Origin of the sequence: Streptomyces sp. NBC_01716, from assembly GCF_036248275.1 — a bacterium.
Lineage (GTDB): Bacteria > Actinomycetota > Actinomycetes > Streptomycetales > Streptomycetaceae > Streptomyces.
Genome location: NZ_CP109181.1, coordinates 3,977,248 through 4,002,654, shown reverse-complemented (window position 1 = coordinate 4,002,654; position 25,407 = coordinate 3,977,248). Strand labels below are relative to the sequence as shown.

Annotated in this window: 12 protein-coding genes; 8 read left to right on the top strand and 4 right to left on the bottom strand. The window is 67.4% G+C overall.

Features of this window, described 5'->3' with window-relative positions; translation table 11 throughout:
* Positions 1-58 precede the first annotated feature (58 nt).
* Complete coding sequence (gene drmD, locus OIE74_RS17355) at positions 59-3,307, top strand: DISARM system SNF2-like helicase DrmD (RefSeq protein WP_329384265.1); 3,249 nt, start codon at positions 59-61, stop codon at positions 3,305-3,307.
* Positions 3,307-7,638, top strand: coding sequence for an Eco57I restriction-modification methylase domain-containing protein (locus OIE74_RS17350; RefSeq protein WP_329384262.1), 4,332 nt, complete (start codon positions 3,307-3,309; stop codon positions 7,636-7,638). Before drmD ends, OIE74_RS17350 begins: the two co-directional genes overlap by 1 nt.
* Before the next feature lie 8 nt (positions 7,639-7,646).
* Here OIE74_RS17350 and OIE74_RS17345 read toward each other — a convergent pair whose 3' ends face one another.
* The gene (locus tag OIE74_RS17345) at positions 7,647-8,657 is read right to left on the bottom strand and encodes a type IIL restriction-modification enzyme MmeI (RefSeq protein ID WP_329384260.1); all 1,011 of its coding nucleotides are present in this window, start codon (positions 8,655-8,657) and stop codon (positions 7,647-7,649) included.
* A 77-nt stretch (positions 8,658-8,734) separates the two neighbouring features.
* Between OIE74_RS17345 and OIE74_RS38635 the strand changes: the two genes are divergently transcribed.
* From OIE74_RS38635 to OIE74_RS17320, 6 genes are all read left to right on the top strand, one after another.
* Complete coding sequence (locus tag OIE74_RS38635; RefSeq protein WP_443076144.1) at positions 8,735-9,598, top strand: tyrosine-type recombinase/integrase; 864 nt, start codon at positions 8,735-8,737, stop codon at positions 9,596-9,598.
* 196 nt (positions 9,599-9,794) lie between these two features.
* Positions 9,795-13,631, top strand: a complete 3,837-nt coding sequence (gene drmA, locus OIE74_RS17340; RefSeq protein WP_329384257.1) for a DISARM system helicase DrmA — start codon at positions 9,795-9,797, stop codon at positions 13,629-13,631.
* Complete coding sequence (locus OIE74_RS17335) at positions 13,628-15,562, top strand: DUF1998 domain-containing protein (protein ID WP_329384254.1); 1,935 nt, start codon at positions 13,628-13,630, stop codon at positions 15,560-15,562. The genes drmA and OIE74_RS17335 overlap by 4 nt, the downstream gene beginning before the upstream one ends.
* Before the next feature lie 13 nt (positions 15,563-15,575).
* Complete coding sequence (gene drmC, locus OIE74_RS17330; RefSeq protein WP_329384252.1) at positions 15,576-16,343, top strand: DISARM system phospholipase D-like protein DrmC; 768 nt, start codon at positions 15,576-15,578, stop codon at positions 16,341-16,343.
* Positions 16,344-16,465: 122 nt separating this feature from the next.
* Entirely contained in the window at positions 16,466-17,713 is a 1,248-nt protein-coding gene (locus OIE74_RS17325; RefSeq protein ID WP_329384249.1) for a hypothetical protein, read from the top strand.
* A 230-nt stretch (positions 17,714-17,943) separates the two neighbouring features.
* On the top strand, positions 17,944-20,094 hold the full coding sequence (locus tag OIE74_RS17320; RefSeq protein ID WP_329384246.1) for a UvrD-helicase domain-containing protein: 2,151 nt from the start codon (positions 17,944-17,946) through the stop codon (positions 20,092-20,094).
* A gap of 106 nt (positions 20,095-20,200) precedes the next feature.
* Here the strand turns inward: OIE74_RS17320 and OIE74_RS17315 are convergent, their stop codons facing one another.
* From OIE74_RS17315 to OIE74_RS17305, 3 genes are all read right to left on the bottom strand, one after another.
* Entirely contained in the window at positions 20,201-22,786 is a 2,586-nt protein-coding gene (locus OIE74_RS17315) for a GmrSD restriction endonuclease domain-containing protein (RefSeq protein WP_329384242.1), read from the bottom strand.
* 249 nt (positions 22,787-23,035) lie between these two features.
* Positions 23,036-23,968: an NAD-dependent epimerase/dehydratase family protein gene (locus OIE74_RS17310; protein WP_329384239.1), complete on the bottom strand. Its 933-nt coding sequence runs from the start codon at positions 23,966-23,968 to the stop codon at positions 23,036-23,038.
* Between the two features lie 11 nt (positions 23,969-23,979).
* Positions 23,980-25,272 carry a nucleotide sugar dehydrogenase gene (locus OIE74_RS17305; protein ID WP_329384235.1) on the bottom strand — a complete coding sequence of 431 codons (1,293 nt, stop codon included), beginning with the start codon at positions 25,270-25,272 and terminating at the stop codon, positions 23,980-23,982.
* Positions 25,273-25,407: the final 135 nt, after the last annotated feature.

Below are 25,407 nucleotides of genomic sequence, written 5' to 3'. Positions count from 1 at the left end.
CCCGCCGACAATCCGTCACAATCGAAGAAGAACCTCGCCGAAAGTGGAGGATGTCCGCATGCCTGGAACCACCCGTACTTCCGAAGCCTCCGCAATCGTCGCGCCGCCCAAGGAGAACGCTCTCGTACAGGTACGCGGCCAGAACTGGGTGGTGTCCGGAGTCGAAGCCGCCCCGGCCGGCGATGTCACCGTGGTGCACCTACAGTCCGTCGCCGATGGCCGCTACGGCGACACCCTCTCCGTGATATGGGAGGTCGAGCCGGGGCGCCGCGTCCTCCCCGCCGGTTCCCTCCCCGACGCCTCCACCGGAGCGTTCGACCCGCCGGAGCAGCTCGCGGCCTTCCTCGACGCCGTCCGCTGGTCCGCCGTTGCTTCCGCCGACGTGAAAACGCTCCAGGCCCCCTTCCGGTCTGGGGTGGCCATCGAGCCTTACCAGCTGGAACCAGTCGCCCGCGCCGTCGGTGCCCCCCGCGTCAATCTGCTGCTCGCCGACGACGTCGGTCTCGGCAAGACCGTGGAGGCCGGACTGGTCGCCGAGGAGCTGCGGCTGCGCGGCCGGGCCCACCGCGTCATGGTCGTCTGCCCGGCGGGGCTCACCCTCAAATGGCGCGACGAGATGGCCGACAAGTTCGGCCTCGACTTCACTGTGGTCGACTCGGCCTGTTGCGCCGAGTTGCGCCGGACGCACAGCAGCGCCGCGAACCCGTTCCGCGTGTTCCCGCTGACTATCGTCAGCCTTCCCTGGCTGCGCACGCCCAAGGCGCAGCGGCTCATCGACGAGGCGCTGCCTCCGGGCGGGTCGACGGAGCTGCCAGGCCGCCCCGGACGCCGTACCTTCGATTTGTTGATCCTGGACGAGGCGCACCACGTCGCCCCGAGTGCGCCCAAGCAGATCTACGCCGTCGACTCCCAGCAGACCAAGCTGATCCGGCGCCTCGCCCCCCACTTTGAGCACCGGCTCTTCCTCTCCGCAACCCCACACAACGGCTACCAGGAGTCGTACACGGCCCTGCTGGAACTGATCGACAACCAGCGCTTCTTCCGCGGCGGCGAGCCGGACAAGGCAGCCCTCGACGACACCGTCGTACGACGTCTGAAGACCTCCATCACCGACGAGGACGGCAACCCCCGCTTCCACATCCGCGAATCGAAGGCGCTGCCCGTCGAGTACCCCGATACCGAGCGGGAGATCCACGCCCTCCTCACTCGTTACGCCGAGCTGCGCAAGAAGCGCGTCGCGCCCGGCCGGCGCGGCGGCCGGAAGGCAGTGGACCTGGTCACCCTGCTGCTGAAGAAGCGGCTGTTCTCCTCCCCCGCCGCCTTCGCACACACCGTCGGCGTCCACCTCGAATCGGTGCGCGCCAAGGCGAAGTCCGGCGGGAACAACGAGTTTCCGGCCCCGGTCGAGACCCCGCTGTGGATCACACAGTACGAGGACTACGCCGCCGAGCTCGATGACGAGGAACTGGTAGAGGCCGAGCACGACGCGATCACCCGCGCTGCCACGGTCACTCCGGGAACGTCCGAGGAAGAGGCCGAACTGCTGGAGCGGATGGTCCACTGGGGCCACGCCCACCAGGCGTCCCCCGACGCCAAGGCGAAGGAGCTAGTCAAGACTCTCAAGGCCATCTGCCTCACCGGCAGGACGTGGGGGAACGAGCGGGTCGTCGTGTTCACCGAGTACCGCGACACCCAGGACTGGCTGCTGAACCTGCTCCAGCAGGAGGGCCTCGCTCAGGAGGGTCGCGTCCTCACTCTCCACGGCGGGAAGAACGCCGATGAGCGCGAGCAGATCCGACTCGCCTTTCAGGAACAGCCCACCAGCCCCGAGGGCACGGTCCGCATCCTCATCGCGACTGACGCCGCCAGCGAGGGGATCGACCTCCAAGATCATTGCCGGTATCTGATCAACTACGACATCCCGTTCAACCCCAACAAGCTCGAACAGCGCATCGGCCGCATCGACCGCTACGGCCAGCGCCACAACCCGCAGATCATGCACTTCGTCGGCGCCGCCTGGGACAAGGCCAGGACGGACGTGTATGAGGCCGACCTTGAGTTCCTCGCCCGTATCGCGAGGAAAGTCGCGCAGATGGAGGAGGACCTCGGCGAGGTCAACGCCGTGCTCGCTGAGAAAGTCCAGCTGCGGATGACGGGCCAGCTCAGCGACTTCGACATCGAGCACGCCCGCGCGAAGAAGATCAAGGGCCGTCCCACGGGCGGCAAGGTGGACTCCGAACAGAACGTCACTGAGCAGGTGCGGCGGCTCAGCGCCCAGCTGAAGCAGACGACCGTAGAACTCGGCATCACCCCGGATCGGGTTGCCCGCGTGGTGAACACCGCGCTGAACCTGGCCCGCCAGCAGCCCCTTGTGCCGTGCCTCGACGTGAACGCGCCGTCCGAGGACGACTTCCGGCAGGGCCTGTACACCGTGCCGCCGCTTACCGGCTCCTGGGAGCGCGCCACCCGCGGCCTGCCCGACAAGCTCCGCCCCGACATCCTGCGCCCGGTCACCTTCGACGCGCAGGTGGCCTCGGGACGCCCCGACATCGTGCTGGCCCATTTGAACCATCCGCTGGTCGCCATGTCGACGCGGCTGCTGCGCGCGGCCGTGTGGAACGCGGACAACGTCGACCTGCGTCGGATCACGGCCGTCGTCAGCGACGACCCGGCTCTGGAGACCACGTTCGTCGGCGCGTACGCCCGTTTCGTCCTGGTCGGCACGGACGGGCAGCGCCTCCACGAGGAAGTCCTGCACGCGGGCGGCTGGCTCGGCGACAACGGCTGGCAGCGTCGGCTGCGCGGTGTGGAAGCGGTCGCCTCGATCCTGGACCGCGCGCTCGCCAAGGGCCGACCCGCCAAGGAGCGCCTGCTCCACCAGCTCCAGCAGAGCTGGCCGAAGACGTACGAGAGCCTCACCCAGTCCGTCGACGCACGGGGCAAGGAACGCAAGGCGTCCCTGATGGACCGGCTGGCCGAGCGCCAGGCCGATGAGGAGAAGCGCATCAACGCCACCCTCGACCGTCTCCAGCGCACCCTGCGAAACCGGCTCGGCGAGACCTCCTCCGCCACGGCGGCCTCCCCGACGGCCAGCATGGACACGCTCTTCGGCCTGGACGACCTGAAGGACCCCGACGAACGCCGCCAGCTCACCGACGACCGCAAACGCTGGCGGGCCAGGCTCGACGGCGTGGAGGACGAACGCGAGCGCGAACTCGCCGCTATCGCCGCCCGCTACCGCGACCCGCAGGACCATCTCTTCCCTGTCGCCGTCGTCTTCGTCATCCCCGCCAAGGAGGCTTACTGATGAGCCCCGCGCCCCGCTCCGGAAGCCGCCGCCCCTCCGCCGCCGCCATCCGTGCCGCGAAGGCCGCTGACGGCAAGCAGCAGCACCTGGACTGGCTGAACCTCGTCGAGGTGACCGGCCCGTTCCTCACCCTGCCGGTTTTGCTACGCACCTGGCCACAACTGGAGGGTGTCCCCAGTGGGCGCCGCGCCGACATCCGCCTCCACCACGGCATCTGGCAGGACGACCGCAAGGGCGCCGGCCGCCTCGATTGGATCGGCTTCCAGCTGCGTACCCTGCTGGAATGGGACGACGCCCTGCATCTGCGGGAGGGGGCCGGGCAGTTCGGCGACAACGGCGAGAGTCTGGCCGAGGATGACACGCTGCTGGATCGGTTCGCGGTCAGCCCGCCTGGGGCCGACACCACCGTTCGCCCCGACTTCGCCCTCGTCCGCCCCGGAACCGACCCCGCCGCCGAACCGGATACTGCTGGCACCGCCCAGCACGTACCGATCCTCGGCCTGGTCCTCTCGCCCGACACCGTGCCGACCCGCCGTATCAGGGACGACTCCTGGGCGGCGAGTGGAGTCGACCGGCTCGCCCACGTCCTGCGCCACCACGGCGTAGAGCTGGGGCTGGTCACCGACGGCCGTTGGTGGTCCCTGGTCTGGGCACCGCCCGGCGGCGTCACGACGAGCGCCACCTTCGACACCATCGCCTGGAACGAGGCGGCCGACCTGGTGGCGGTCCGTGCCTGGGTATCCCTCCTCCGCCGCGGCCGGTTCTTCGGACGTCCGGTGGACGAACTCCTCCCTGCGCTGCTGCGCGACAGCCTGGACGGTCAGGAAGACGTCACCGAGGCGCTCGGCATCCAGGTCCGCCAGGCCGTCGAACTCTTGGTGGACTCCATCGGCCGCGCCGAGGCCCGGATGGTCAAACGCGGCGGCAAGGGATTGTCGGGCGTACCGGCGAGCGAGGTCTACCGCGGCGCCGTCGCGGTCATGATGCGCGTCGTCTTCCTCCTCTTCGCCGAGGAACGGGGCCTGCTGCCCGCTGATAACGAGCTGTACGCGGAGGCGTACTCGGCCGGGCGGCTGTACGAGACGCTGGACAAACGCCGCCGCGCGGACGGCGAGGACTCCCTGGACCACACCACCGCCGCCTGGCACCGGCTGATCGCCCTCTTCCACGCCGTCCACGGCGGAGTGGACCACCCGCTGCTCACATTGCCCGCGTACGACGGCTCGATCTTCGACCCGAAGCGCTTCCCCTGGCTGGAGGCGGTGCCGGAGGGCGCAGACGCCACGGACGATGACCCCACCCGGGCGTCCGACGGCCACATCTCTCTCCTCCCGATCGACGACCGCACCGTCCTGCACGTTCTCGACTCGGTGCAGTTCGTCGTCGTCAACAGGGAGCGGCGCCGGCTGACCTTCCGCGCCCTCGACGTCGAGCAAATCGGCTACGTCTACGAGGGCCTCCTCTCATACGACGGCAAGCGCGCCCAGGACACCGTGCTTGGGCTCATCGGCAAGCCCGGGTTGGAACACGAGGTGAGCCTGACCGAACTGGAGGAACTGGCTGCCCCGTTCGGTGTGGGAGCACTCTCGGTCCCCGGTCAGAAGCCCAACCTCCCGGGCCTCGCGAAGAAGCTGTACGAGCACTTGAAGGACCCCAGGCCGCCGGCCGCGGCGTCGAAGATGGAGAAGCTGCTTGCCCCTGGAGACGACCAGGTGCGGGGCAAGGCCACCCACCGCCTGCTCGCGGTCACCGAGAATGACCGCTACCTGGCCGAGCGTATCCTCCCCTTCCACGGCCTCCTCCGCGACGACCTTCGCGGCCTGCCGGTGGTGATCCCGGAGGACGGCTTGTACGTCACAGAGTCCAGCCTCCGCAAGAACACCGGCACCCACTACACGCCGCGTGTCCTGGCCCAGCAGGTTGCCGTGGGAGCACTGGAGCCACTCGTCTACCGTCCGGGCCCGCTCCAGACGGCGGACGACAGGCAGTGGAAGCTCATCGGCGCGGACGACATCCTTAAGCTCAAGGTTGCCGACATCGCGATGGGTTCGGCCGCCTTCCTGGTCGCCGCCTGCCGCTACCTCGCGGACCGTCTGGTCGACGCCTGGGTCGAGGCAGAGGACGAGGAGGCCCTAGCCTTCCGTGGCAGCCACCGCGATCAAGCGGCCGCGATGACGGCGGCGGACGCGGAGAGCGACCCGGTAATGGTCCGCGCCCGGCGCCTGATCATCGAACACTGCCTGTACGGGGTAGACATCAACCCCATGGCGGTGGAGATGGCCAAGCTGTCGCTATGGCTGATCTCCATGGACCCGGAACGCCCGTTCACGTTCCTGGATGACCGGTTGGTGGCGGGGGACTCGCTGCTGGGGGTCGCCAAGCTGGAGCAGATCGAGAACGTTCACCTGGATCCGGTCGCGGGGCGCAAGCTACACGAGGGACGCCTTGATGAGCTGTGGACCGAACAGGCGCGCGCCCGTGTCCATAGCGCGTCGGGCAACCGTCAGGCCATCGCCGGAATCCATAGTGACTCCATCGCCGACCTGGAGGAGAAGCGGCGCCTGCTCGCGGCCAGTAACGAACATCTTCAGCGTCTACGACTGATCGGCGACCTCACGACGGGAGCCGGCCTCGCCTCCGTGGGCGGCAGTGACTCGCTCTACCTCAAGGCCGCGGAATTGGCCAGCACAGTCGCCTCAGATGCGGTCCGCGACTCCGACCCCGTGATCCACGAAGCTCGGACGCGGGCTCTGGAGTGGCTGAGCAAGGACCTACCCACGGACGGCTTCGTTCGCCTGCCCGTGCACTGGCCTCTCGTCTTCCCCGAGGTCTTCGAGGCCGAGCAGGGCGGCTTCGACGCGATCATCGGCAACCCGCCTTTCCTCGGTGGTCAGAAGCTGACGGGGACTCTGGGACAGGCGTACCGCGAGTATCTCGTGCTTGGGCTGGGACGCGGGCAGCGGGGTAGCGCGGATCTGGTCGCGTACTTCGAACTCCGGGCCCACCAACTGCTCAGCGAGCGCGGCCAGACGGGCCTGATCGCTACCAACACCCTTGCCCAGGGCGACACCCGGGAGGTCGGACTCGATCAGCTACTCGACGACGGCATCGAGGTACGCCGAGCCGTGAAGAGCGCACGCTGGCCTTCGCGGTCTGCTGCGCTGGAGTACTGCGCTGTGTGGACTACCAGGCCGGGGTTGGGTGCTGAGGCCACTCGGGTGCTGGACGATGTCGTGGTCCGAGGTATCACTTCGTCACTTGATCCTAGGTCACGGGTTTCGGGGCGGCCGTACCGTCTGGTATCAGGATGGGCTCCTGGCAGCGGAGGCGGCACGGCAGTTGGGAGGCCACCGGCGTTCATCGGCTCGTACGTGCTGGGGAAGGGGTTCATTCTCACCCCCGAACAGGCCGACGACCTCATCCAGCGCGACCCCCGCAACAAGGACGTCCTCTTCCCCTACCTCAACGGCGAGGACCTCAACTCCCGCCCAGACTGCTCGGCCAGCCGCTGGGTGATCAACTTCCATGACTGGAGTGAGGAACGGGCCCGGAGCTACCCAGAAGTCTTCGCCATCGTCGAAAGGGACGTGAAGCCCGAACGACTCAAGAACAACAACCGTCAACGTCGCGAGGTTTGGTGGCGGTTCACTCGTCCTGCTATGGATCTTTACCGTGCGATCTCTAACTTGGACCGTGTTCTGGTGGTAGCGCTTGTCAGTAGAACCGCGATGCCGGTCTCCGTACCCACCGGTCAAGTCTTTTCGCATATGTTGGGTGTTTTCGCCTCGGCGGATGCAGCGCAAACTGCTCTACTTTGTAGCGGCATCCACTTCAGCTGGACAGTTGCTCAGGCTTCAACTCTTGAGACTCGGATTCGGTACACGCCATCCGATGTGTACGAGACCATGCCACAGCCGCGCACAACGGAGCGAATGAGGACGGTCGGCCATGCTCTCGAGTCTCGTCGAATTGAGGCAATGAGGGATAGGCGATTGGGTCTTACTCGACTGTATAATCTGATCCATGATTCCACAGTAAGGGATAGGGATATCGTCGACCTGCGTCGAATCCATCAAGAAATCGATGAAGCGGTGGGCGAAGCGTACGGCTGGAATGATCTCGACTTGGTGCACGATTTCCATGAGACTCGCCAAGGCCGCCGCCTAACCTTTAGATCGTCAAGCCAAACCGAAGCACTCGACAGGCTACTTGAACTAAATCATGAACAGCATGCCTCTTCACCTCGTCGCATCAGGGGAGATCGCACAGGGGTATCCGATGGGCCGCTCGGATCGAAGAGCGAAAAAGCGCAGAACGCCGCACTTTTCTAAGTTCGGAATCAGAAAAGCTTATCATCAGTTGGCGCCCCCAATCGGTGCGTTACTCGAGGGCGCTCGGCAATTTTACGCGACCGCCTGGAGGTCTGACCCTGGTGCTGGGAATGATTAAGCTCAAGTAGTCGATCGAGCATTTCTGCACGAGGAGACGGAGAAATGAGGTAACGAATACCCTGGCGCGTTACGCAAAAATCATGCTCGAGATTGAGATCTCGCCACCCGTACGCGTCCGCGATTGCTTCATCGACAGATTTGTGAGCACTTCGCAGTGCGATGATTTCACTGCTGTCATTTTCCGGATTATGGAAAAGTCCGTACAGTTTCGTGAGTCCCATCTCGCTTGCGTTCATAATCTCCGAGCGCAGGACATGAAGGGTTGTCCCTGCTGCCGCCATGCGCTCCGTGGTGACAGGTAGGGGCAGTGTCTCGTAGACGTCAGACGGTGTGTACCGAAGATCTCCCTTGAGACTCGATGCTCGCGCAATCGCCCAGGCGTAGTGGATGCTGCTGCTGAGCAGCGCCAGGTCCGCAGGCAGATCAGTTGCGAAGATCACGGTTTGTTCGCTGACGACTTGGCCAGTGGGCACAAAGAGAGGCAGTCCAGTCTTACTCACCCGCGCTACCACCAGAACACGATCAAGTTCGCCGATGGCCTGGTACAACTTGGGTGCTCGCTCGGCATACTGCCACCACCTCTCGCGTCGCACTTTCCGGTTGTTCTTGAGTCGTTCGGGCTTCACGTCCCTTTCGACGATGGCGAAGACTTCTGGGTAGCTCCGGGCCCGTTCCTCACTCCAGTCATGGAAGTTGATCACCCAGCGGCTGGCCGAGCAGTCTGGGCGGGAGTTGAGGTCCTCGCCGTTGAGGTAGGGGAAGAGGACGTCCTTGTTGCGGGGGTCGCGCTGGATGAGGTCGTCGGCCTGTTCGGGGGTGAGAATGAACCCCTTCCCCAAGACGTTGGACCCCTGGAACGACTTGCCCTTGTTCGATACCAGACGATTGCCGGTTGCCAAGAGCGCAGGTCAGGACGATTTAGGGGCGGATCTCGCCAGACTCATCGGGTCACGTTAAGCGCTCCACGACCAGGCACATGACGTTCTCCATGACACTCGACAAGTTCACTGAGGCTCAGCGAGCGGACGGCTACTCGGCCAACACCATCGGAGCCCGGGTACGTTGCATCAAGGCCATAGCTCGCTCCGCCGGCGTAGCCGCAGGCCAGCTCAAGGTCGAGCATGTCATCGCGTACTTCGCCGCACGCCCCTTGCGTCCATGGTCGCGCAGAACCTATCTGAACCATCTCCAGGCGTTTGGAAAGTGGCTGGGAGCGGACCTCATAGAGGGCATACGTAAGCCCGCAGCACCTCGGGCAACACCTCATCCCCTCCCAGAAAATGAACTCAAGCGGCTCACCGCAGCCACACGTGGAACACACAAGACCTGGGTCCTGCTAGGGGCCTTCTGCGGCCTCCGCGCACACGAAACGGCCAAACTTGCCAGGGAAGACCTATCCACTCTCGATGACGGCACAGCGATGCTCCGCGTTACAGGCAAGGGTGGACGCACGGACACCATCCCTGTGCCACCGGTCGTCATGAAGGCACTCGACCTGACGGGAAGCGGCAGATTCTGGGAAGGGACGCGTGCCGAATCCGTCTCCCGAACTGTCGCCGGGATCGCTGCAAAGATCGGCATCCGCATGCGCTACCACCAGCTGAGACACCGATACGGAACGATGGTTTACCGCTCTTCCGGCAGAGACCTTCTCATGACGCAACGCTTGATGCGCCACGCGTCTCCAGCGACCACCGCTGGGTACGCGGCCGTCGCGGACGATCTTGTTCACGTGATCGTGCATGGTCTCCCAGGAGCTGACCCGGGCGCATCACGGCCAAAGGGGCGGAGAACAAGCTCGCGCCAATGCCTGTCGTGCCGCCAGGAAGCTCGAGCTTGAAGTGGTGTCCCACCGCAGGGCTTGCGGTAGCTCGGCGGGTCCACGAAGCCCGCTGGGCTCTCGGGGCCGCTTTGAGTCATTGTCGACCCAGCATGGCCCTGCGCGGCTCACTGCGACCCCACCAATGTCAGTGCACCCTCCTATCGTTGTTCGTGGGTGCGGTCAGCACGGTCCGCGCCCAGGGAGGGATACGCGCATGCCGTCGTCACCACAGAACGCCCCCGCTCCAGAGCCCGGCGTTCCCCATCCTGTGGACGAGGTCCCGCAGACATTCCGATCCGGGTCGTCCTACGACGTCCGGGAGGAACTCGGCGATCTGATCTCACGGGATCTGCTGGGGCCGTGGGGGGACGAGACCGAGGCACTCGCGCCGCACAGCGCGGGACCCCGTGACCGCTACCTCGTCGGGCTTCTTGGGCCCCGACCCGCACCGACCGATGCGCCCGTGAAGGTCGCGGCGGGCCAGGCGGAGACCGTGGTCAGCGCTGAGGGGGACGGACGGGACCCGGAGCTCGCGGACCGGCTCACCCCGCAGGCGGCCGGGCGGCTGTGGGCGTCGTCCATGGGGCTGAGCTTCCTGGTGCCGGCCGATGTGGGCATTCTCAGCGTCGTCGCGTCCTGGGGCCGATACCGGGAGAGCGACAGTAAGGCCGACGACGGCCGGGCGGTGCGCGCGTGGTCGCGCGAGCCCGTCCGGTACCCGGTGGACATTCACGTCGACTCGCCGGGCACCGTCCGCAAGGTTCTTGAGGGTGTCGACGACACCGACCCGAACCTCCCCTGCATCCGGCTCGACGTACACGTACGGGAGCGCCCCGGCACCGTCGACGGCGCGGACAACCTCCGCTTCGTCGACGTATCGCTGATCAACGCGCTGGAGGAGTCCCGTGAACTGCGGGACGGGCAGTGGCTGTTCCAGACGAAGTTGGAAGTCACCTCCTTCGACGGGCAGTCCAGCGTCTTCTTGCCGATCGACGACCCGTTGTCCGACGAGCCCGGCCACATCCTCGAGAACCCCGAGGAACAGCATCTCCGGCTGCTGTACCGGCAGGAGTTGAAGCACGCTCACGGGCGGAACGTCGCCGTGCACGCGAGCGTCCTGCCCAAGTGGCGCCGTGCGGTCAAGTTGGAGACGACCTGGCTGCCGGTGAAGGACGTACCGGCGACGGTTGCGCCAAACACGGCGCGGCAGCCGCTGCTCGCCGGTCTTGAGGTGAGCATGGACAAGCTCGCCGAACTGGCCGTATGGGAGCGGCGCGACGAACTGCTGAAGGCCCTGCAGCCGCTGGCCGACGGCTACGACGGCTGGCTGCAACAGCAGGCCGCCAAGGCGGAGTCGCTGTCGGGCGAGCTGCGGACCACCGCGCTGCGGGCGGTCGACGAGGCCCGCGACGCGTGCGGCCGGATCGCCCTCGGTATCGAGCTGCTGCACACCAACAAGGACGCACTGCGGGCGTTCCGCTTCGCCAACCGGGCAATGGCCATGCAGCGCCGGGCCGCGGCGACGGCCGCACTGCGGGCTGAGGGCGGTGAGAAGCCGCCCACGTACACGGCGGCCTACGCCGAGGTCGACGGACGCGGCCCCGTGGCCGCGAGCTGGTACCCCTTCCAGCTGGCGTTCGTGCTGCTCAACCTCTGCTCGCTCACCGACCCCGCACACAAGGAGCGCAGGGCCGACAGCACCGCCACGGTCGACCTACTGTTCTTCCCGACCGGTGGCGGCAAGACGGAGGCGTATCTCGGTCTCACGGCCTACACGTTCGCCATCCGACGGCTGCAGAAGGTCGTCGGGGAGGGCGAGGACGCCCGCGAGGGGCGGGACGGCGTCGCTGTACTGATGCGGTACACCCTGCGGCTGCTGACGGCGCAGCAGTTCCAGCGGGCCTCCGCCCTCGTGTGCGCGACGGAGGTGCTCCGCAGGGAGGACGAGGAGGTCTGGGGCCGCAGGCCGTTCCGTATCGGGCTGTGGGTCGGTGCCGGTGTCTCGCCGAACTGGTACGGGGACGCGGCGCAGCAGATCGCCGAGGCCAACGAGTCCGCCTCGGGGCGGCATGCGAACGTCTTGCAGGTGTTGTCCTGCCCGTGGTGCGGCGAGGAGCTGCGCGCGTGGCGGGACGTGGCACCGGACGACGTACGGCGGCGCGTCATTGTGTACTGCCCGCGCGGGGAGGACGCGGAACCCTGCCCGTTCTCCCGGATGCGGGCGCGGGACGAGGGGCTGCCGATCCTCACGGTCGACGAGGAGATCTACCGGCTGGTGCCGAGCCTGCTGATCGCGACCGTGGACAAGCTCGCCCAGCTGCCGTGGCGCGGCTATGCGGGAATGTTGTTCGGGCGCGTGAGCGCCTACTGCGAGCGGCACGGCTACCGCCACGACGACCTCGACGAGGAGATCGGCTGCGGGTCCCGGCACAACGCCAAGGACCGGCACAAGGCCGTGACCAGCCGGCCGATGCCACGGCGGCTGCGGCCTCCGGACCTCATCATCCAGGACGAGCTACACCTGATCTCCGGGGCGCTGGGCACGACGGTGGGGCTGTTCGAGTCGGCCGTCGACCAGCTGTGCACCTGGCGGGCGAAGGACTCCCACGGGCAGCTCCGGGACACCGGGCCGAAGATCGTCGCGTCGACGGCCACCACCCGCAACGCCCGTGCGCAGGTGCTGGGCGTGTTCGCCCGGGACCTGGCGATCTTCCCGCCGCAGGTGGTCGATGTCAGCGACACCTTCTTCTCCCAGCAGGTCGACGTCACCCGGGACAACCCTGGGCGGCGCTACTACGGCGTCTGCGCGCACGGGGTGCGCATGAAGGCTGCCGAGATCCGTGTCGCGGAGATCCTCCTGCTCGCCGGACAGCACATGTTCGACCTCTACGGCGCTCCCGCCGATCCCTACATGACGGTGGTCGGATACTTCAACGCGACCAAGGAACTCGCCGGTATGCGGCGCGTCCTGGACGACGACGTACCGAGCCGGTTGCGGGCCAACGGAAGCCGCCGGGGCATCGCCAACCGGCTGCTGCGCGACACCGACATGCTCAACCTCCAGGAACTGACCTCCCGTATCTCTTCGGCGGAGATCAGCGCCACCCTCAAGCGGCTGGAGATCGGCTTCAACCCGGAGCACGACACATCGGAGCGCAAGAAGGCGATTGTCAACGAGCTCCGGGACGCCGGGAGGGCCCGTCAGCCCCGGGTCCTGCCCGCTCCGCTGCACCGCAGGCCGGTCGACCACGTACTGGCCACGTCGATGCTCCAGGTGGGCGTGGACGTCTCCCGATTCGGCCTGATGGTCGTCACCGGGCAGCCGAAGAACACCGCCGAGTACATCCAGGCGTCCTCCCGTGTCGGACGTCAGGCCAAGCGGCCGGGCATCGTAATCACGCTCTACAACTGGGCGCGGCCCCGGGACCTCGCCCACTTCGAGGACTTCGAGCACTACCACGCGACTTTCTACCGGCAAATCGAGGCGCTGTCGGTGACCCCGTTCACGCGGCGGGCGCTCGACCGGGGCACCACCGCCACGTATGTCTCCGCCGTGCGGCAGGCGTGTGACGAGTTCTCCGACAACGTGGACGCGGAGGGGGTGGACCTCGACGACCCGCGTGTGCGGGACGTCGAGCGGCGACTGCTGGCCCGTGCGGAGGCCGTGGACGGGGACCGGGCGCGCGGCTACCTCGCAGAGCGCATCGACGCTCTGCGTGACGCCTGGACGGCCAAGAAGGGTGAGCAGGGCCGGCTCGGCTACCGGGGCCAGACCCGGCAGAAGCAGACGGTGCTGGGCCTGCTGCGCAACGCGGACGGCAGCGGATGGGACGTGCTCACCGTCCCTCAGTCGATGCGCGAAACGGAGAACGAGATCAACATGCTGTTGTCCGCCGACACTGTGCTGTCCGCCCTGGCCGGCAACGCTTGGGAGTTCGGACCACCCGCCGAGAACGGCGACGCCCCGGACACGGCGAGCGGCGACGAACTCGGCGAGTTGCCGGATGGGAACGGCGACGACAACGGCACGGCCAGGGGGCGGCGGTCATGAGCGGCGGCGGATATTTCAGGCGGGTGGGGGCGGTACGGCCGAGCCACCTCATGTTCACCGGCGGCGTCGGCGCCCTCGTCGACCTGCCTAACTTCTCCGTCATGGTCAAGGGCCTCGACCACTGGAGTTACGCCGGTGTGCCTGATCCGGTAATCGAGGAGCCCCGGCTCCGCGGGGCCGTCAACCGGGCTCTGCGACGCTACGGCCCCAACCAGGTGGGCGAACTGCGCGCCGCCCCGTGGATCCCCGGCACGGACACCGATCCGAAGGGGAACGCGGCACGGATCGGCGTGCCCGTAACCCCCTTTCCGCAGTGGCTGCGCTGCACGGCGTGCAATGAGCTGGCCTCCCTGGGCTCGGGCAAGTGGGGGTTCGAGAACAACAACGCCCGCCGCCCTGACGAGGCGCGGTTCTACCACGAGAACTGCCACCGGAAGAAGAGGGGCCGCAAGCCCCTCGCCGTGGCCGCCCGCTTCGCGCTCGCCTGCACCAAGGGCCACCTCGACGAGTTCCCGTACACGGAGTTCGTGCACGAGGGCCGCGCCTGCCCCGACACGACGTACCCGACACTGCGGATGCGCGACAACGGCGGCAACCTCGCGGCCAACGTCTCCCTCGAGTGTCTCGTGTGCAAGAAGGCCAAGCGCAACATCCGGGCTGCGATGGGCGACAAGGGTCGCGAGAACCTGCCTTTCTGCCGCGGTCGGCACCCGCAGTTCGACGGCGTCTACGACACCTGCGGCGAGCGGCCCTACCTGCTGGTCGTGGGCGCGTCCAACCAGTGGTTCCCCGTGACGCTCAGCGCGCTGGCACTGCCCGACACAGGAACCGACTCCCTGCGCAAGCTCGTCGAGGAACGCTGGCCGGACCTGAAGGACCTCGAGGATGAGGCGGAGATCGCCATGTTCGCCAAGAAGTCGAAGCACCACCGCTACCTTCGCGACTATGAGCCCGGACAGGTCTGGCAGGCCATGTCCGCCTTCCGTGCGGCCCTGTCGGGCGATGCGGGCGAGACCGAGCAGCCGCCAGGCCCTCCGGACCTACTGACTCCCGAGTGGCAGGTGCTGTCCGCGGCGAAGACCGCCGACCCGACTGAGGACTTCGCACTGGTGGACGCCTCGCTCAGCGGGCCCTTGTCCACCGTCTTCTCCCAGGTGCGGCAGGCGGAACGACTGCGCGAAGTGCGGGCACTCATCGGCTTCACCCGGCTCGACGCCCCCGATCCGGAGGACCCCGGCCTGGTCACCCGTGTGGACCTGGGGCGGCGCGAGCGCGGCTGGGTGCCGGCCAGCGAGGTGCGCGGCGAGGGGCTGTTCCTGCGGGTGGACGATCACCTGATCGAGCAGTGGGAGCAGCGGGTCGCGTCGAGCGAAGCCCTCGCCGCACACGCTGCGGCTTTCGGCCGGTTCCGTGAGCACCGCAGGTCGGACCGGATCGAGGACGGCTCCGACCTGATGCAGGGCTGGCCGGGCAGTCGCTACATCGCCCTGCACACGCTCTCCCATCTGCTCATCCGCACCATCGCGATGGAGTGCGGCTACAACTCGGCGAGCCTGGCCGAGCGGATCTACAGCGGTGACGCCGAGGAACGGCGAACCGGCATCCTCATCTACACGGCCGTCCCGGACTCGGAGGGCACACTCGGCGGGCTGGTCTCCCTCGCCGATCAGGACCCGAGCACCGGCGAGAACCGACTGACCAGGATTGTACGGACGGCGCTGTACAAGGCGGGGCGGTGCTCCTCGGACCCCCTGTGCGGCGAACGCCTTCCCAAGGCGCCGGAAGACTTTCTGCACGGCGCCGCCTGCCACGCTTGCCTGTTCGTGTCCGAGACCACGTGCGAGCGCGGCAACCGGTTCCTGGACCGGCGGTTCATCACCCCGCTGGCGGGCGACGCCGAACCGCTGGCCCTGATCCCGGACTTCGGGTGAGCGGATCGACCCGGTGAGCCGCAGGCGCTTCGAGGCGGCGGCAGCGACGGCCGCCGCCTCGCTCGGGCCCACCCGGACGAAGGCCCTGACAGCACTCCTCGCCCAGGGCCGCTCCCCGGCGTACGTCCTCGGCAGGCTTCAGACGCCGGCCGCGCTGGAGGCCGTCTCGGCGTTGCTGGCGTCGATGAAGGAGGACGGCGTGCCCCCGGCGGAGGCGGCGGCGTATCTGCGGGGTTACGCGGCGGCCTGGACCCGCCGACGAGAGGACACCGAGGCCCGTACTGTGTGGAGCGGCCCCTCCACACCCGGGACACCTGGTCGCGCCACCGCCCAGGTACTGACGGAGGTGGTCGACGCCGCGGAGCACCGGCTCATCGCCATGACCTACTCGGCCCGCTCGTACGCACCTCTGACCGCGGCACTGTCCGAGGCCGTAGCCCGTGGCGTCACGGTGGACATCGTCGTGGAGACGTTGGCAGGCGCGGGCGGACTGCTCTCCGGACGCGAACCGGCCGACGCTTTCTCTCGCATACCGGGCCTACGGCTCTGGCACTGGCCGACAGGTCAACGCCCCACTCCCGGCGGCAGGTTGCACGCGAAACTGGCGGTGGCCGACGACCGGATCCTCTTCCTTTCCAGCGCCAACCTCACGGCGGCCGGCGCCGAGCGCAACATCGAGGCGGGCGTCCTGCTGAACGGCGGTCCCATGCCGGGACGGATGGCGGACCACATACGGGAGTTGCAGCGCCGAGGAGTTCTCGTGCGGTGGCCAGGCGCCTGATGAGGTCCTGTGACCACCGAATCATCGCCATTCACATGGCCGATTGATGGCCCCTGTGCTCTGACGGCCGGAACCTGGCCAACAATTGAGCCTCCGGTTTCACACGATGCAGGAGGTCACAGATGGTCGCCGTCGCTCTGGTCCACAGCACCGCGCTGATGACGGAGCGGCTCCCCGAAAAGCCTCCGGCATGGCTGACCCGTGGTGAGCGGACCTTCGCGTACCCGTACAAGGACTGGAGAAAACCGCGTGTGTGGTGTCTCGCCTTCTTCACGGACCGTCACGCCCGCGATGAGCAGCGCAGGATCATCGGGGTGGGCGGCGTCTTCCCGGGCAGACGGTCGGGCACCTACGAACGCGCCCTGCTCGCACGCGACTTCACCGCGCTCCAGTTCCCGCTGCCGCTCGTCGACCTTGAAGACGCTATGGGGGCCAGCCGCCGATTCCTCGGAGACGACGGCCGTATGTCTCCCGCGGCCGGCGACAATCTGCTCGCTGCCGTCCGGAGTTTGCGGCCAGAACTGAACGAGACACTGGACGATCTGGAGAGCAGCCTGGGGTCCAATCCTCCGACGGGTCGGGAGGGAGAACAGCGAAGCCTTGAGAAGGACGCGGTGGGCACGCTCATGGAGACGTTCGGCGCGGACCGTGATCCGCTCGAAGCGTGGCAGCAGCCGCTCAGCGGTGACGATCCCCGCTCCCGGTCCGTCCCCTTCATCGAAGGGCTGCCCGCCCTCCGGCAGATCGAGGACCAGCAGATCGCCCACGACTACCTGCGCTTCCCCGGCATGGAGGGCGAGGACGCCGTGCAGGTCGGCTGGCGGATCTACCGCCGCAACTCCGAATCCCGCCATCGGCTGTTCGTGTACAACGCCAACCGCACGAACGCCGAGACCGTCATGGGCGTCGACATGATCTACGTGAACGAGCACGCCCGCAGCGTGGCTATGGTCCAGTACAAGCGCATGCGTCAGAGCGGGCGTGGCTGGGTGTACTGGCACGACGCCACCGGTAAGGGGGAACTGAAGCGGATGGAGACCGTGGACGACGAGTGCAAGGCCGAGGACGAGTGGTCTCGAACCGGCCAAGAGGGCTCGGCGACGCTGGGTGACCCGCGCCTGGTCTCCACGCCCAGCATGGTCAAGTTGTGCCGGACCACTCCCTTCATGATGAACTCCGCCGCGCTCATCCCCGGCATGTATCTGACGCGGGAGCACTTCCAGGAACTGCTTCAACGCCCCGAGGCCGACGGGCCGTCCGGCGGGACGCGCATCGTCGAGGAGTCGGTTCCCCGGTACCTGAACAACACCACCTTCACCACGCTGCTCAGGGACGGATGGATCGGCACGCGCGGCACCGGCTGGGACTAACGTCATCGACCTGATACGCGAGAGCCTGTCCGTCGGCGGACCGGGCTCCGTCGTCGTGGGGATGCACCGGAGCGAGGTTCCGCCCGGCAACCGCCGAGTCAACTGACCGGCGCCGCAGGTGGACGCCGGTCCAGGCGGTCCGTTTGTACTTGCGCTCCGGCACGTACGGACCGGCCTCGCGAATCGGAGCCGGTCAGTAAAGTGATCGTAGTCTTCTGGAGGGGGCACGGATGGCGACGCTGGGCATGCACCGGGACTTTCTGCTGGAGTTCGCGGCGCTGGAGAAACCCGTCCAGAAGAGGGTCTTCGAGGTCTTCGAGAAGTTCGCGGCAGCCACGCACACCGGGCTGCATCTGGAGAAGCTGACTCACCAGAAGGATCCACGGCTGCGGACCATCCGCATCACCGGTTTCTGGCGCGGCGTCGTTCTCAAGGGTGAGTCAGGCGACAGCTACCTGCTACTCAAGGTGCTCCCCCATGACAAGGCCAACGACTGGGCTGCCAAGCACCGGGCCTCGGTGAACGAGGCGACGCAGGGCATCGAGATACGAAACGACGTGGCCTTGGCACGCGCCACCGCAGGGTTGCGGGCGCTCGCCGCCGAGGAACCGACCCGCTTGTTCCCCGCCTCCGAGTATCCAGACAAGGTGCTGCGAAGCCTCGGCGTGGACGAGGAGATCCTGCCGATCATCCGGCTGATCCCAGACGAAGATCATCTGGAGGCGCTGCACAAGGTGCTGCCGGAGCATCAGTACGACGTGCTGCTGGGGCTCGCGACCGGTATGAAGCCCGAGGCGATCGACCGGGAACTGGTGCAGGCGTATGCCCGGACCGCCGCGCGGACTCCCGGAGCCGATGACGGCGATGAGCTGGGAACCGCGATGGCCCGTTCCCGCGGCCGAGTCGCGCTCGTGTCGGGCCCCGTCGAACTGCAAGGAATCCTGGAGCAGCCGTTCGACGCCTGGCGAGTCTTCCTACACCCGAGCCAGTACCGGGTGGCGTACCACGAGGGCTACGCCGGGCCGGCCCGGGTCACCGGCGGGCCCGGCACGGGGAAGACGGTGGTCGCCCTGCACCGGGCGTACCACCTGGCCAGGCAACTGCCCGTGGAAGCCCCCGACGGATGCGTTCTGCTCACCACCTTCACCAAGGATCTCGCGGCCGAGCTGGAGCGATGTCTGACGCTGCTGGTCGAGGAGGAGAACGTCCGGGCGAAGATCCGGGTGGTCAACGTCGACGCCCTGGCCAACGAGATCGTGCGGGCGGAACGCGGCGGCGCCCCACTGAAGTTGGTCTTTGACCAGAAGGAGATCACCGCCCGCTGGGCGCGCATCGCCCGGCGGCTGGGGACGGACTTCACAGACGTCTTCCTCGACCAGGAGTGGCGTCAGATCGTCCTGGCGCAGGCCCTGACGGCCCCGGAGCAGTACCTGAAGGCGTCGCGCACCGGCCGCGGCACACCGCTCCCACCGCTGAAACGTCTTCAGGTGTGGCGGGCTGTCTCCGCGTTCGAGGAGCAGCTGCGCCAGGCCGGCGAGTGGACGTTTCTTCAGGTGTGCGCGGAGGCGGCACACGTCCTGGACGGCCGGGAGCAGCGGCCGTACCACCATGTTGTGATCGACGAGGCGCAAGACCTGCACCCCGCGCAGTGGCGGTTCCTGCGGGCCCTGGTCGCCCCCGGTCAGGACGATCTGTTCCTCGCCGGGGACACCTACCAGCGGATTTACGGGAACCGGGTGTCGCTGCGCTCGCTCGGCGTCCAGGTCGTCGGCCGCTCGCACCGGCTGCGGATCAACTACCGGACTACGCAGGAGATCCTGGCCTGGTCGGCCTCGCTGCTGACTGGTGAGGAGCCGGACGACATGGACGGCGGGAACGAGACGCTGGCGGGATACCGCTCCACCATGCACGGAGAGCGGCCGGAGACGGCCGCGTATGCCACCAAACCCGAGGAGATCGAGGCGCTGGTGGCCCGGGTGCGGGACTGGACCGGCGCGGGGGTGCGGGCGGAGGACATCGGGGTTGCGGTGCGCTTCGTCCAGCTGGGGCGGGACATCGCCCAGGCCCTGGAGAGGGCTGGCCTCGCCGCGTGCGTGCTCGGCGCCGGGCATGGTGGCCCCGGTGTCCGGATCGGCACCATGCACCGGATGAAGGGGCTGGAGTTCCGCTGTGTCGCCGTGACCGGGGTGAACGACGCCACCGTGCCGATGAAGTCGGCCGTCACCGCGGTCGAGGTCGACGCCCAGCAGCACCAGGAGGACCTGAACGGCGAGCTGAACCTGCTCTTCGTGGCGTGCACACGGGCGCGCGAGGCGCTGCGGGTGTCCTGGCACGGGGCGCCGAGTCCGTTTCTAGCGCCGGTCATCAACCCGCTCCCGTAGTGCTCATCGGCCCCGCACGCCGTTGCTGCAGGCCTCATGCGTGACGTGCGTGGGGCCCGCAGTATGCCGTCGCCCCACGCTCCACTTGGAGGGGTCACGGAGGGTGTCAGGGGGTGCCGGGGTCCTCGTCCACCATACGGCGGGCCTCCGCGAGGGCCGCCGTATGCGCGAACCACTCCAGCACCGCACAGATCTCGTCACTGTGCGCGGCGAAGACCTCCACCGCGAAGGACGGGCGCAGGTCCAGTTTCGCCTCGGCCAGGTCGATGCCCTCGATCCCGTTCAGGCGGTTCATCAACTCGCGCCGCAGTGGCTCGTCATCGAACGGGGGACGCCTCTTCAGATACTGGAAGACGACCTCGACGGTGCCGGAGACCGGGTAGAGAGCCAGGGGCCACAGCTCTCGGGAAGCGGGCGCGTTGCCGAAACGCACTGTGGGGAAGCAACTGGTCTCGCTTGCCCGGCCGTAGGCGAGATGACCGCCCTGCTGCTCCCAGAAGCGCAGGGCGGCCAGGACGCCGTCGACGGTCTCCTCGGTCTGGTTGTCGTGCAGCTGCGTTTCGAACCGGCTGGCCGCCGACTGCTGCTCGTCGCCGTCGGCCCGCAGTGACGGCTCGGCCTCGTCGGCGACATCCTTGCCCAGCAGGGCCGCCAGGTCGGAGGTGGTCAGCCGGTGGGATCGGCGGGCCCGGTCCGCGCCGTCGAAGGAAACTCCCTCGGCCTCCAGACGGCTTCGCACATCACCGAGGTCCTGGCCGTCCGGCCACCTGAAGCCCGCCGAGATGCGGCCGTCCGCCGTCAGCACCCGGTAGGCGCCGTGCAGGCCCACCTTGGACGCCAGATGCTGGCCGACCGGGACGGCGTGGGTGCCGATGAGCGCCGCGACATCGCCGTACGTCGTCCACGTCCCGGCTGGCATGGCGAGAAGCGCGGCCCGCAGCTCCTTCCATCCTGGCCACTCGTCGTCCACCGGGACCGTGCCCGCGACGGGTCCGGGCCACAGCCGTACCACCCGGTCGGCGAGGGTGGCGGCGCGGTCGAGGATCTCCGCCTTCCCCCAACGTTGCCGCCCTGCGATCTCCTGGTTCATTCGCAGGGAGCTGAAGTCCAGGATCTCCTGCTTGCGGCGGAAAGGATGGTTCGAGAGCTTCGCGTTGTCAGCCGAGAGAGTCAGGTTGCCCAACGTGTGGACGAGTACGGCGTGGAGTTCCTCGGCGCCCTGTCCGTTCTCGGTCTCCTCGGCCAGCAGGTCCAGCCACTGGTGCGCGGGGCTCTGAGGCAGCACGTGCTCGACGGTCAGGTGCGCCTTGACATAGTCGACTGGTTCACTGGCTCCGTAGCTCTCCTCCAGCCTGCGCAGCACCTGGAACCGCTGGTTGCTGCGGCCCGCCTTGTAGAAGGGGCGGGTGCGGATCGCGTCGCGGACGGCGTCGTCGTCGGGCCAGACGCGGGCTCCCGTCTTGCTCTTCGACAGGAAGCGGCTTACAGCCTCGGCCGGGTCGTCGTCCTTCTCCATCTCCTTGGCCATCTCCATGAACACCCGGTTGCTGCCCGTGGTGGAGTGTCCGGTGAACAGACGCCTCACCATGTAGCTCTCGGCGTACGCCAGTGCCCGGGCGGCCTGGTGCGGTGTGGCCTGCCCGTCGTCCACGCGGTCGAGCAGGTGGAGTGCCAGCGGGTAGTGAGTCTGGCCGCCCCACCGGGAGAGCCTCTCCAGCACTTCGCGCAGCCCCGGGTCGGGCTCCCTCTCGGGTTCCAGGATCCGCATCAGACGTTCCGCCCGGCGGGCCAGGGAGGCGATCTCGCCCTCCAGGGCCGCTTCGTCGGAGCTCAGAGGCTCCAGGCGCTTCTTCTGGTCCCGGTAGATCTCGCTCTGCTTCGCCCGGCTGTTGCCGGCCACCACCAGGTCGAGCCAGACGAGGAGTTCGAGGTTGGCGGGGCCCAGCCGTTCCTGCATGGGCAGCCACAGATTCTGGTAGACGGACTCGCCCCGGGCCGGCAGGCACATGAAGAGGTAGTTGCGCAGCAGGTCGCTCTGGCTCAGTCCGACCCCCGTGTTGTTGATCGACTCGAAGATCCGGTAGACGTTGTCACCCTCCGACGCGGTGATCTCCACGATCGACAGCAGACCACTCAGCACGGTCTCCACCGCGTCCGTCCACGTCTCACCGGCGATTTCCTCGCCCGCTGCGAGGGCGCCCAGGAAGAACCGATAGGCGGCGCCCACGTTGCCGGGGCCGCCCGCCCTGGGCGAACTCTCGACACAGGCGGTGAAGGCGTCGCGGTCCGCTTGCGTGGGCAGAAGCCGGTAGTGGTCGTCGCCACTTCGGTATTTATTGACGAGCACGAGGTCGTGGATGCGCTCGGCCTTCTGCTCCGCGCCGCGTTCCCGGTGGCGGTCGCGCAACGCCGTGAAGGCCAGCATGAGGGTGGTGAGCCGCTGCTGGCCGTCGACGACGAGCCAACGCTGCATGCCGCCGGCGGTGATCCGGCCCGGGGCCAGCACCACGGAGCCGAGGAAGTGCGCTGTGGGGGGCCGTCCTTCCAGGTGCTCCTCGACCAACTCCTGAACATCGTCCCAGAGTTGCCGCAGCTCATCCCGCTGCCAGCTGTAGGTGCGCTGATAGAGCGGCACTTGAAACTGCTTCTCGCCCTGGACGAGTTCGTTGAACGTGGTCTCCTGCGCGTGCACGCGTGTCTTTCCCCCCGCTGAGTCCCGGACGACCCATTTTCCACCCTCGGGGTGCGTGTGTCCTCGTCCTCGACTGGAACAGTAGCGGTGAGGTCGACTTCGGGAGTTGAGTATCAAGCGGAGAACCGATTCCCGGCTCATGGTGCGATGCCGGATCTGCTCGGTTGCGATGGACTCCGCTTGGAGCAGTATCTCCAGAGCTGAGGTCCTTTTCTTGCTCTGCCCCAAGGATTCAGTTCGGAACCGCGCTCATGGCCGAGTTCTGTACCAGTTCACCGTTGCGGAGATCCCTTCGTGAATCGGTACGGGTGCTATCGCCGGGAAGAGCGCTCGCAATCGGGCGCCGTCAGCCTGTGAGTGTGGGACGTCGCCGGCACGATCGGCTTTGTGCTCCCGGCGGGCGTGGTGCCCGGTCGCGGCCTCGATCTCGGGTATGAGGTCCAGAAGGGACATTCGGGTCCCGAAGGCCAAGTTCACGGGACGGGGTTCGTTGAGTCGGCTTAGGACAGCGTCGGTGAGGACCTGGCTCACGGTCCCCACGTAGGTGAAGTCTCGCGTCTGTGTGCCGTCGCCGTGAACGGTGAGGGGCTGGTCGGTGATCGCGGCGTGGATCCACTTCGGGATCGCCGCGGCATAGGGGTGGTCGGCGCGCTGGCCAGGGCCGTAGACGTTGAAGAAGCGGAAGGGCAGGACTGGCAGGCCGTAACTGTGGTGGTACGCGCCCAGGTACGCCTCGGTGGCGAGTTTGGTGACCGCGTACGGGCTCATGGGGGCCGTGGCGAGGTCTTCGTGTTTCGGGAGGTGCGTGTTCGAGCCGTAGACGGAGGACGAGGAGGCAGCGATTACGTGCAGGTTCCCAGCGCGGCGTGCGGCTTCGAGGACCTGCAGGGTGCCGGTCGCGTTGGCGTGGTGGCTGGCCAGGGGGTCTCGCACCGAGCGTGGCACGGAAGGCAGCGCAGCCAGATGGACGACCGCGTCCGCGCTGTGGAACGCTTGGTCCAGCAGGGTGGAGTCCTGCACATCGCCCTCGAAGAAGTCGACGTCGAGGTCGGCGATGTTCGCCTTGTGGCCTGTGGAGAGGTTGTCTACCACCCGGATCTGGCTGATCTGGGGGTACGTGGTCAGGGTTCGCGCGAGGTTGCTGCCGATGAATCCGGCTCCGCCGGTGATCACGATCTTCATGTGGGTTCCCTTCAGAGAGAGTCGACGTGTGTGCCGATTAGCCGACGACGGCAGTCGAGGATGTAGGGGGCATGTGCGGTGATCAGCGGGTAGTCGAAGGCGTCGTGGTCGGCGAGCAGGACGACGGCGTCGGCCGCCGCGAGGTTTTCGGGGGTGGCCTCGACGTGTCGCACGTGTTCGAGATCGGTCGCACGTGGGTGGGCGTCGTCCACGTGCGGGTCGCTGGCTCGGACGTCGGCGCCCATGCCGGCGAGTAGCTCGGCGATTCGCGCCGCGGGGGTCTCCCGGGCATCTCCGGTGTTGGCCTTGTAGGCGAGGCCGAGGAGCAGGATCCGCGATCCGTTGAGGGACTTCTTGCGCTCGTTCAGGCCGTCGATGAGGCGGCGCACGACGTAGTCGGGCATGTGGTTGTTGACGTCGTTCGCCAGTTCGACGAACCGGAAGCTGCGGCCCAAAGTCCGCTGCACGCGCCACGACAGGTACGACGGGTCGATGGGGAGGCAATGGCCTCCGACGCCGGGACCGGGGGTGAAGCGCATGAATCCGAAGGGCTTGGTGGCGGCGGCGTCGATGGCCGCCCAGATGTCGATGCCGAGTTCGTGGGCGAAGATCGCCAGTTCGTTGGCGAGAGCGATGTTCACGTGCCGGAAGGTGTTCTCCAGCAGCTTGGTCAGCTCGGCTTCCTTGCAGGTGGTGACGGGGACGACCGTGTCGACGATGGCTGAGTAGAACCGGCTGACGGCTTCCGCTGAGGCTACGTCGACTCCGGAGACGACCTTGGGGGTGTTCTCCATCGTCCAGTTGGGGTTGCCGGGGTCTATGCGTTCGGGGCTGTAGCCGAGATGGAAGTCGCGGCCGACAGTCAGGCCGGAGACGCTTTCCAGGAGCGGACCGAAGAGTTCCTCCGTGGTACCGGGGTACGTGGTGGACTCCAGCACGACGGTCGCTCCCCGTCTGAGATGGCGTCCGAGCATCCGCGCCGCGTCCTCGACGTACGACAGGTCTGGTACCCCGTCGCGGAGCGGGGTGGGGACAGTGACGATCGCAATGTCGAAGTCCGCGCAGTCGGATGCGTCGAGGCTCGGCCGGTAAGAGCCTGATGCCAGGAGCGGTGCCAGGCGCGAGTCCGGGATGTCTTCGACGTACGACTCTCCGAGCACGAGCCGTTTCACGCGTTGCGCGTCAATATCGAGGCCGACGACTTGGTGCCCGACCTCGGCGGACCTCACCGCCAGCGGGAGCCCGACGTACCCCTGGCCCACCACGACGACACGGAGCCGCTGAAACGCGGAATTGATGGTCATGCTGTCCACCTCGTTGGAGTCGGATCAGGAACCGTGTGAGAGCGATGCATGGGGATCTGCCGCGATGCGGCGGCTCTAAGATGGGGACTGCCTCGGCCGTCCGAGACTCGCTTGGCGGCCTGTCTCGGACGGCCG

What these genes read in the sequence shown, in the direction of transcription:
- drmD (WP_329384265.1), top strand. Translation starts at nt 59, where the DNA reads ATGCCTGGAACCACCCGTACTTCCGAAGCCTCCGCAATCGTCGCGCCG.
- OIE74_RS17350 (WP_329384262.1), top strand. Translation starts at nt 3,307, where the DNA reads ATGAGCCCCGCGCCCCGCTCCGGAAGCCGCCGCCCCTCCGCCGCCGCC.
- OIE74_RS38635 (WP_443076144.1), top strand. Translation starts at nt 8,735, where the DNA reads ATGACGTTCTCCATGACACTCGACAAGTTCACTGAGGCTCAGCGAGCG.
- drmA (WP_329384257.1), top strand. Translation starts at nt 9,795, where the DNA reads ATGCCGTCGTCACCACAGAACGCCCCCGCTCCAGAGCCCGGCGTTCCC.
- OIE74_RS17335 (WP_329384254.1), top strand. Translation starts at nt 13,628, where the DNA reads ATGAGCGGCGGCGGATATTTCAGGCGGGTGGGGGCGGTACGGCCGAGC.
- OIE74_RS17325 (WP_329384249.1), top strand. Translation starts at nt 16,466, where the DNA reads ATGGTCGCCGTCGCTCTGGTCCACAGCACCGCGCTGATGACGGAGCGG.
- OIE74_RS17320 (WP_329384246.1), top strand. Translation starts at nt 17,944, where the DNA reads ATGGCGACGCTGGGCATGCACCGGGACTTTCTGCTGGAGTTCGCGGCG.
- OIE74_RS17310 (WP_329384239.1), bottom strand. Translation starts at nt 23,968, where the DNA reads ATGAAGATCGTGATCACCGGCGGAGCCGGATTCATCGGCAGCAACCTC.
- OIE74_RS17305 (WP_329384235.1), bottom strand. Translation starts at nt 25,272, where the DNA reads ATGACCATCAATTCCGCGTTTCAGCGGCTCCGTGTCGTCGTGGTGGGC.